7 protein-coding genes and 1 riboswitch are annotated in these 7484 nt (G+C 59.9%); of the genes, 4 read left to right on the top strand and 3 right to left on the bottom strand.

From position 1 onward, the window contains the following. Positions 1–143 precede the first annotated feature (143 nt). Positions 144–770 (top strand): VPLPA-CTERM sorting domain-containing protein, encoded by a 627-nt coding sequence (locus CK944_RS20895; RefSeq protein ID WP_103174989.1) that lies wholly within the window; start codon positions 144–146, stop codon positions 768–770. 115 nt (positions 771–885) lie between these two features. Here CK944_RS20895 and CK944_RS20890 read toward each other — a convergent pair whose 3' ends face one another. After that, on the bottom strand, positions 886–1458 hold the full coding sequence (locus tag CK944_RS20890) for a hypothetical protein (RefSeq protein WP_103174988.1): 573 nt from the start codon (positions 1456–1458) through the stop codon (positions 886–888). A gap of 416 nt (positions 1459–1874) precedes the next feature. Here CK944_RS20890 and CK944_RS20885 point away from each other — a divergent pair, with 416 nt between their 5' ends. Together CK944_RS20885 and thiC are read left to right on the top strand one after the other, a co-directional pair. Further along, the gene (locus CK944_RS20885) at positions 1875–3542 is read left to right on the top strand and encodes a BCCT family transporter (protein ID WP_103174987.1); all 1668 of its coding nucleotides are present in this window, start codon (positions 1875–1877) and stop codon (positions 3540–3542) included. A gap of 215 nt (positions 3543–3757) precedes the next feature. Then, positions 3758–3878, top strand: a riboswitch (TPP riboswitch). Between the two features lie 111 nt (positions 3879–3989). Further along, a complete protein-coding gene (gene thiC, locus CK944_RS20880; protein WP_103174986.1) occupies positions 3990–5783 on the top strand; it encodes a phosphomethylpyrimidine synthase ThiC in 1794 nt (597 codons plus the stop codon). A 128-nt stretch (positions 5784–5911) separates the two neighbouring features. Here thiC and CK944_RS20875 read toward each other — a convergent pair whose 3' ends face one another. Beyond that, positions 5912–6364, bottom strand: coding sequence for a GNAT family N-acetyltransferase (locus CK944_RS20875; RefSeq protein ID WP_103174985.1), 453 nt, complete (start codon positions 6362–6364; stop codon positions 5912–5914). Positions 6365–6416: 52 nt separating this feature from the next. Here CK944_RS20875 and CK944_RS20870 point away from each other — a divergent pair, with 52 nt between their 5' ends. Further along, on the top strand, positions 6417–6689 hold the full coding sequence (locus tag CK944_RS20870) for a hypothetical protein (RefSeq protein ID WP_158248104.1): 273 nt from the start codon (positions 6417–6419) through the stop codon (positions 6687–6689). A 526-nt stretch (positions 6690–7215) separates the two neighbouring features. Here the strand turns inward: CK944_RS20870 and CK944_RS23825 are convergent. Next, positions 7216–7484, bottom strand: a 269-nt coding sequence (locus tag CK944_RS23825) for a hypothetical protein (protein WP_205049131.1), incomplete at its 5' end; no start/stop codon positions are given.

Genomic DNA, 7484 nt, shown 5'->3' with positions numbered 1-7484 from the left:
GATAAGGTTGTTCAGAGCCGACTAAATAAAAACATTGATTTTACGAGAGAATCTTTCATCATTTCGAATGTGAGGCACGGGACAGAGGGTATCATCAGGCAAAACACGGCACCCCAGTTATCATCCGGAAGGAGGATCGGATAATGAGTATAATGTTGAAGGTTGCGGCATTTGCCGCATTTGCGGCCATGCCCTTTTCTGCGATAGCCGCCACGGTCACGCATGTGTTCAACAGCACTGCGCTTGCCCCGCTATACGGGTCCCAGGGAACTGAATGGACCACGGCTGATGGTTTTCTGACAATCAGCAGCACAGGCGGGGACATCTTCATCGGAGCCAATGCCCTTGGCGTCGCCCGGCCTGGTCAGGCGGTGCAGCTTTACCAGCAGCTGAACATCAACGAGACACTTCGTTTCTCATTCGCTGCCCCCGTCACCGACGTCACCTTCGGTCGCTCGGCCGGGACATTCCCGGTCAATCTCACGAGCTACGACGAGACTGGGGACGCGGTTTATTCGCTCTCAAGATCGTTCCCGAACTCCATACCGGTGAACCCGGCTGTCAACGGACCTGACAATCTTCCCATCCTGAGCTTCCTTCTCCAAGGGGTGTCAGGAACCGGCGCCGGAATAGCGAGCATCACCTACACGACCGCTGACATCCCGCCTCCGGCGCCTGTTCCGCTTCCGGCGGCAGGCTTCCTGCTGCTGGGTGGCATGGGCGCGCTCTATGGCATGCGTCGAAAGAAAGCGGCCTCCGAGGAGAACTGAACAGGAAACGGTATTCGCAGGTGGTGAAGGGAGGCGCCACTTGCGGAAGTGCAGAGAGTAACCAGCCGGAGTCGGCAAGTTTGCTCTCTGCCTTTTTAGTTCATCGCTGCGCCAGTCAGCTGTCCGGAGCGGCCTCGATCGAGTCAACAAAGTCCCCGGCCAGATCGCGCGACCGCTGCACCACCTCGATTGGCAGCTCGCTGGCATCCGCGGCCACAACCTCGCCCACCTGCACATTAAGCGCGCGTCCGCGGACCTCGGCGACACAGAACGTGTAGCCAAGCTCGCCCACCCGGGAAGTCATGCATTCCATCTCCGAACCGCCCGGGCTTTGAACGGTTTCGCGGGTGACAGGTATCTCTCCGCCGGCCATGTATGAGGCTGCACGTTCGATATTTCCCTCGATGCCGCGCTTATCCAGCGGATAAAGCAGCACCTGCACACTCCGGTCGTCCTCGGGCGTGCCATAGGTCGCCATGATCCTGCCTTCCTGCGGGCGGCTCTGGATGGAGGAGCGCACCAGGCCGTCATGTTCTTCCGGGAACCCCGGCATGAAGGCATTGGTGACGTGGCCCGCGACTTCATTAGGAGGGCCGTCTTGCGCCATGGTCGGGCCCGTCACGGAAAGGATGACGCCTGCTGCGACGGCGCAAGCGACAAGACGGCTCTGGTGAAGGGCGGGGGGCATGCTGCTCTCCTTGGTCAGGTAACATTGGGGTTCTACAGGAGCGACTTCCTTGAACCGCGTCTAGCGAGACAACGGCTATCAGGACGGGGAGTTCACCTTTACCGGTGCTGCCCCCGGCTTCAGCCAGCAGACAGGCAAACCCGCCAAGGTTGCGTCTCTGCTCCTGCCCGCTATAACGCCCCCCATGCTCGATGACCTCAGCAAGAACGATGCCGTTGCATCGTTGCCAAATGCTTGCGCTGGAAACATCCCGTCCATCCGCTGCGCGTGCCGACCCGCTGGTCGGTCCCATAGGCCTGTCGGTCGCTTTTCGCGGCTCCTTTCACAGGCCTCTCAGAGAGCATCATCCCACCGCCTTGCCATGTGTTCGAAACACCGCGCCTCCTGATCATGAAAGGTTCAGAACGGAACAGCTTATGAATGACATCAACCCTCCTTTTACCGACATTGACATCCGGACAGCCGACGCCGGCTTCTATCAAGGATATTCCCTTCCCATCACCCTGGCCTCCAAGATCACCTTCGCCCTGCTGACCGTCTGGGCCTTGCTCCGACCCGGCAGCGCCGAGGCGATCCTGTCGCTGCTCAACACTGAAATCCTCGGCGTGTTCAACATGTTCTACATTCTTGCTGTAGGACTATTCGCGTGGTTCCTGTTAATCGTGGCGGTTGTTCCTTCTTCCGGACGGCGCAGGCTGGGAAAGGAAGATGAAAAGCCGGAGTTCAGCACCTTCTCATGGTTCGCCATGATGTTCGGCGCCGGCCTCGGCGTGGGCCTGATGGTCTATGCCACGGCTGAGCCGATTGGAAACTGGGGCAACAATCCCGACATCATTACCGGCGGGACCTTAGCCCATTCGGCCGATGCGGTGACGTCGGCTTATCGATACACCTTCATGCATTACGGCATCCACGCCTGGGGCATCTATGTCCTGACCGGTCTGAGCCTCGCCTACTACGCTTATACACGCGACATGCCCCTGACGATCCGCACAGCTCTGACACCGCTGTTCGGTCGGCACATGAACGGCCCCCTCGGCCACCTGGTCGACATCCTTGGCGTCGTGGCCACCATCCTCGGCGTGGCCGTTACCATCGGCTTCGGGATAAGCCAGCTGGTCGAGGGGTTCTATTCCATCACAGGGATGGAATGGCTCCTGCAACCTGGTCAGGACGGCGGCCCTCCCGCGCCCTCCAGCGTCGGGCTGATCGCGGCTTTGATCGTCGTGATGGCGATGTCGACCCTCTCGGCAGTGTCTGGTGTCGGGCGGGGGGTCAAACACCTGTCAAACCTGAACCTCGTCTTGTCCACCATGCTGCTTCTGGTGTTCGTGGTCTTCGGCTCGGTTCTGTTCTCGCTGTCGACCTATGGTTCGGCACTGGTGGACTACATTCTGCACTTCCCGGGCCTCTCGTTCGAAGCCTACTCGACCGGCACGGCCCTCGGCGATTGGCAGGCCGGCTCCACCACCTTCTACTGGGCGTGGTGGATTGCCTTTTCTCCCTTCGTGGGTCTCTTCCTCGCCCGCATCTCGCGGGGCCGGACGGTGCGCGAATTCGTGGTTGGGGCCGTCATCGCACCGTCGCTGGTCTGCTTTGCCTGGATGGCCATGCTCGGCGGCACGGCAATCGATCTGGAGCTGTCGGGCGTCGCCCAAGGTGCCATCATCGATGCGTCCACCACCAACATGCTGTTCGCGACGCTGCAGTTCATCGTGGGCGAACAGGTCTATGGCATTGTTGCGATCATGTGCGTGGCGCTGATCCTGACTTTCCTCGTCACCTCGGCTGACTCGGGCCTCCTTGTCATCAACACAATCATGGCAGGCGGTGAGGAAGAAACCGACGTGCGCCACCGTATCGTCTGGGGTGTCCTGCTGACACTGGTCATCGGTGCCCTGATCATTGCAGGAGGCGGGGGGCTGATCGTGCTGCAGAACGCCATGATCATCGGAGCGCTGCCCTTCGCGTTCGTGATGGTTGCGATGTGCGTCTCGTTGGGCAAAGCGCTTTATCGTGACCATCAGCGCGACCGGTTTGCCGATGCGGAGACTGCGGGCCTTGTCGTTGATCGCATGAGCTGACGCTCGTGTTATGGCCACGGGCCTCCGAGACAGGCCCGTGGTCCGGCAATCCGAACAAGCGAGTGTGGCGGATGCCTGCCCGTGACACGGCGCTCAGCGGGTCGCTCCAGGCTATTTGCACGGCATACTATTTTCGGCAGGATGTCTGCTATGCGGACGAAGCGGACAGTCAAACCTCTCACTGCTTGACACATGCAGCACCTCAGTGCAGCTTGCCCGCACGTCAGGGGAGTCCCGCCTAGGGGACTGAGAGGCTGAGTGGGGGCAACCCCGGTGAAGCGACCCTTTGAACCTGACCCAGTTGATGCTGGCGTAGGAAGACCGAAGGGCAATTCCCCCAGTTGCATTCTGGGCGGTCCTTTCGGGCCGCTTGGCCCCGTTCGCGCGGTCATATGGCCTGCGCTTCCTTGCCATCCTCGCCTTGGTCGCGCGAATGGAGAGGAAGACATGAAAGACCAGCCGCAGCCCGCAATCACCACGGGCGCACTGCCCGCATCCAGCAAGGTTTACATCACCGGCACCCTGCACGACATCCGCGTGCCGATGCGGCGCATCGAGCTGAGCGGGGGCGAACCCGCGTTGACGGTCTATGACAGTTCCGGCCCGTATACCGACCCTGATGCCGACATCGACATTGCCTGCGGATTGCCCGCCATGCGAGGCGATTGGCAGCGGATGCGTGGCGATGCCGTTGCTTATGCCGGGCGAGCGGTCACTTTGGCCGATAACGGTTTTGCCACGGGGGAACGCCTGACCCCGGCATTTCCGCGCGCCATGAAGCCATTGCGCGCGACGCCGGGTGCGAACGGCACTGGCGCGATCACGCAGCTTGCCTATGCGCGCGCGGGCATCGTGACGCCCGAAATGGAATTCGCCGCGATCCGCGAGAATGAGGGGCGCGTAACGGCCGCCGCCTGCGATGGCGAGGATTTCGGGGCCATGATCCCCGATCTGGTCACGCCGGAATTCGTCCGCGCGGAAATCGCGGCGGGCCGGGCCATCATTCCGGCCAATATCAACCATCGCGAGCTTGAGCCGATGGTCATCGGACGCAATTTCCTGGTCAAGATTAACGCCAATATTGGAAATTCCGCCGTTACCTCGTCGATGGAGGAAGAGGTGGACAAGATGGTCTGGGCCATCCGCTGGGGCGCAGATACGGTCATGGACCTATCTACCGGGCGCAACATCCACAATATCCGCGACTGGATCATCCGCAACTCGCCCGTGCCGATCGGGACCGTGCCGCTGTATCAGGCGCTGGAAAAGGTCGGCGGCATTGCCGAGGATCTGACCTGGCAGATCTTCCGCGACACGCTGGTCGAACAGGCGGAACAGGGCGTGGATTATTTCACCATCCACGCAGGCGTGCGGCTGCACATGATCCCGATGACGGCGCAGCGGGTGACAGGAATCGTGTCGCGCGGCGGCTCGATCATGGCGAAATGGTGTCTGCATCACCACCGCGAAAGCTTTCTTTACGAACGGTTCGACGAAATCTGCGACATCATGCGAGCCTATGACGTCAGCTTCAGCCTGGGCGACGGCTTGCGCCCCGGATCGATTGCCGATGCCAATGACCAAGCGCAGTTCGCCGAGCTTGAGACCCTGGGCGAGCTGACCAAGATCGCCTGGGCCAAGGATTGCCAGGTGATGATCGAAGGGCCGGGCCATGTGCCGATGCACAAGATCAAGGCGAACATGGACAAGCAGCTGGAACATTGCCACGAAGCGCCGTTCTATACGCTTGGGCCGCTGACGACCGATATTGCGCCAGGCTATGATCACATCACATCGGCCATTGGGGCCGCGATGATCGGTTGGTTCGGCACGGCAATGTTGTGCTATGTCACGCCCAAGGAACATCTGGGCCTGCCCGACCGCAATGACGTGAAGACCGGCGTCATCACCTACAAGCTGGCGGCACATGCGGCGAACCTTGCCAAGGGCCACCCGGGTGCGCAGCGCCGCGATGACGCGCTGTCCCGCGCCCGGTTCGATTTCCGCTGGGAAGATCAGTTCAACCTTGGCTTGGACCCCGACACCGCCCGCGCCATGCATGACGAAACCATGCCCAAGGAGGCGCATAAGCTGGCGCATTTCTGTTCGATGTGCGGGCCGAAATTCTGCTCGATGCGCATTTCGCACGACATCAGGGCCGAGGCGGAAAAGCAGCAGGGCATGGATCGCATGGCCGAACTGTTCCGCGAAGGGGGCGCGCTTTACATACCTCGTGAATAGCGCACGGAGATAGCCTTGGCACTCCACCGGACTAGGCGTGGAAGTTATGCTGGACCACGCAGCCGCTCGTTCCGAAAACTGAAGCTGCGGGTGTGACCGGACGAGACAGGTCTCGCCCGGTCTTCGGCTCAGGCTTTCAAATGCAGAGCTGCGTTCTGGTAGGGATAGCCGAAATCATCCACATCGCGCCGTGACAACTCCTTAAAGCCAAGCGACGCATAGAAGCGGACAGCCTGTTCGTTTTCCGTATAGACCTCCAGCGAAAGCTCGCCCTTCAGTTCAAGAGCATGCGCGATCAGTGTGCGGCCGACACCCCGGCCTTGGTGCGTTGGGGCGATGAATATCCCGCCGACAAAGCTGCCCAGCAGGCTGATGAAGCCGACAGCCTCACCCGAATGACATGCAACCCACGTTTCTGCTTTTGGAAGATATTCTTCTTCGATCAGCTGGCGCTGCTCCAAAAGTCTGAATTCACCGATAAACGGATGCGCTTTCAGGGATGCTTCAAGCCAGATGGCTGACAGTTTTTCGGTGTCCCTCGCCGCGTCAAACGGGCGGAGGACTACGTCTTGGTTCTCCATGAGAACTCCATAGAAATCATGCAAAAAGGGCCGGCACTTCATGTGCCGGACGATGCCGCTACGCGCGGTTCAATCGGAGCCTCTGTGCATCAATCTCCTATTGGACACTGCCGCAGATACGCCGACCCTCTTAGGGGATCAAGGAGGGTCGAAAGGCGGCTTTGGGCTCAAACCGACCTTCCGCCTGATCTACACGCTGTTTCTGGTTTCTCCACTATTTCACTGCTTGTGGCAGGCGATCGCGGCGGTCTTGGTTCTCTACCTGAATTGGCGGCCCCTGGCAGCGCCTCCTGAATACATGTCCGGCATTGAGTTGCCGGAATAAACGCTGACCTGACCCCGGCGACGGGTAGGGCGGCCTCAACTCATTCCGTCTGTCTTCTTAACCGCCGCTGGGGCAAGTCTTCGAGAGGAAAACAAAAATGAATGATATGAGGAAACGGTCGTTTGTGAGCAGTTTCAAAGCCAGATGTCACTGATTGGTGCTGTTTTTGATAAGGGCAGGGGGGGGCAGATAGGAGGCCTGTGTCTCTTGTCAGCGCAGCACTCCTGTAGCCCAAAGCCGTTCGAGAGCAGCCTTTTGGGACGCAAGGCGAGCTGCTGACGACCCCCAGCAATTGCTGTCGATAAGGGATGATTGCCCGCTATATATCAACAATCCTTAGAATGGATCCCTGATCCGCAACTGTGGTGATAACCGCGGCGTTGGTAGAGTACAGGTGAGAAATTATTGACTATTTCTCGGGGACGCGCCTGAACAATCCGAAGGCTAAGAGTTGAGGGTGGCAAGGCTGCTGAGTTCTTTGGCAAGGCCACGGCCAGCGTGCTCTCCAGAAAGCTGCGCATGGCGATCACTCGGATCCAGCCTGAAAAGCGAAGTCCTTTAACGGCATCTTAAGAGAGTGAGCGTACATATGCTTGCAGCCCGCAGATGCATTCGGCTGGCGTTCGTGTTCCTTGTCGAAAGTACCCGGTCCATGACCTCTCTTTTGTCCCTGGCCACTGCCCTTGGCGCCGCCGTCCTTGCCGCAAGCCCGGCCGCTTCTTGTGAGCAGGGAGCGTTTGCGCCCTCGACAGAAGCCCATCTCCAGCCGCTCTCGGTCCCGGCGTCCGAGATCGG

The sequence above is a fragment of the Paracoccus sp. SY genome, assembly GCF_002901215.1.
Lineage (GTDB): Bacteria > Pseudomonadota > Alphaproteobacteria > Rhodobacterales > Rhodobacteraceae > Paracoccus > Paracoccus acridae.
This window is presented reverse-complemented; position numbering and strand designations above follow the sequence as displayed.

Bases quoted from the DNA above. Each gene is read 5' to 3' on its own strand.
- CK944_RS20895 (WP_103174989.1), top strand. From the start codon at position 144: ATGAGTATAATGTTGAAGGTTGCGGCATTTGCCGCATTTGCGGCCATG.
- CK944_RS20890 (WP_103174988.1), bottom strand. From the start codon at position 1,458: ATGCCCCCCGCCCTTCACCAGAGCCGTCTTGTCGCTTGCGCCGTCGCA.
- CK944_RS20885 (WP_103174987.1), top strand. From the start codon at position 1,875: ATGAATGACATCAACCCTCCTTTTACCGACATTGACATCCGGACAGCC.
- thiC (WP_103174986.1), top strand. From the start codon at position 3,990: ATGAAAGACCAGCCGCAGCCCGCAATCACCACGGGCGCACTGCCCGCA.
- CK944_RS20875 (WP_103174985.1), bottom strand. From the start codon at position 6,364: ATGGAGAACCAAGACGTAGTCCTCCGCCCGTTTGACGCGGCGAGGGAC.
- CK944_RS20870 (WP_158248104.1), top strand. From the start codon at position 6,417: ATGCCGCTACGCGCGGTTCAATCGGAGCCTCTGTGCATCAATCTCCTA.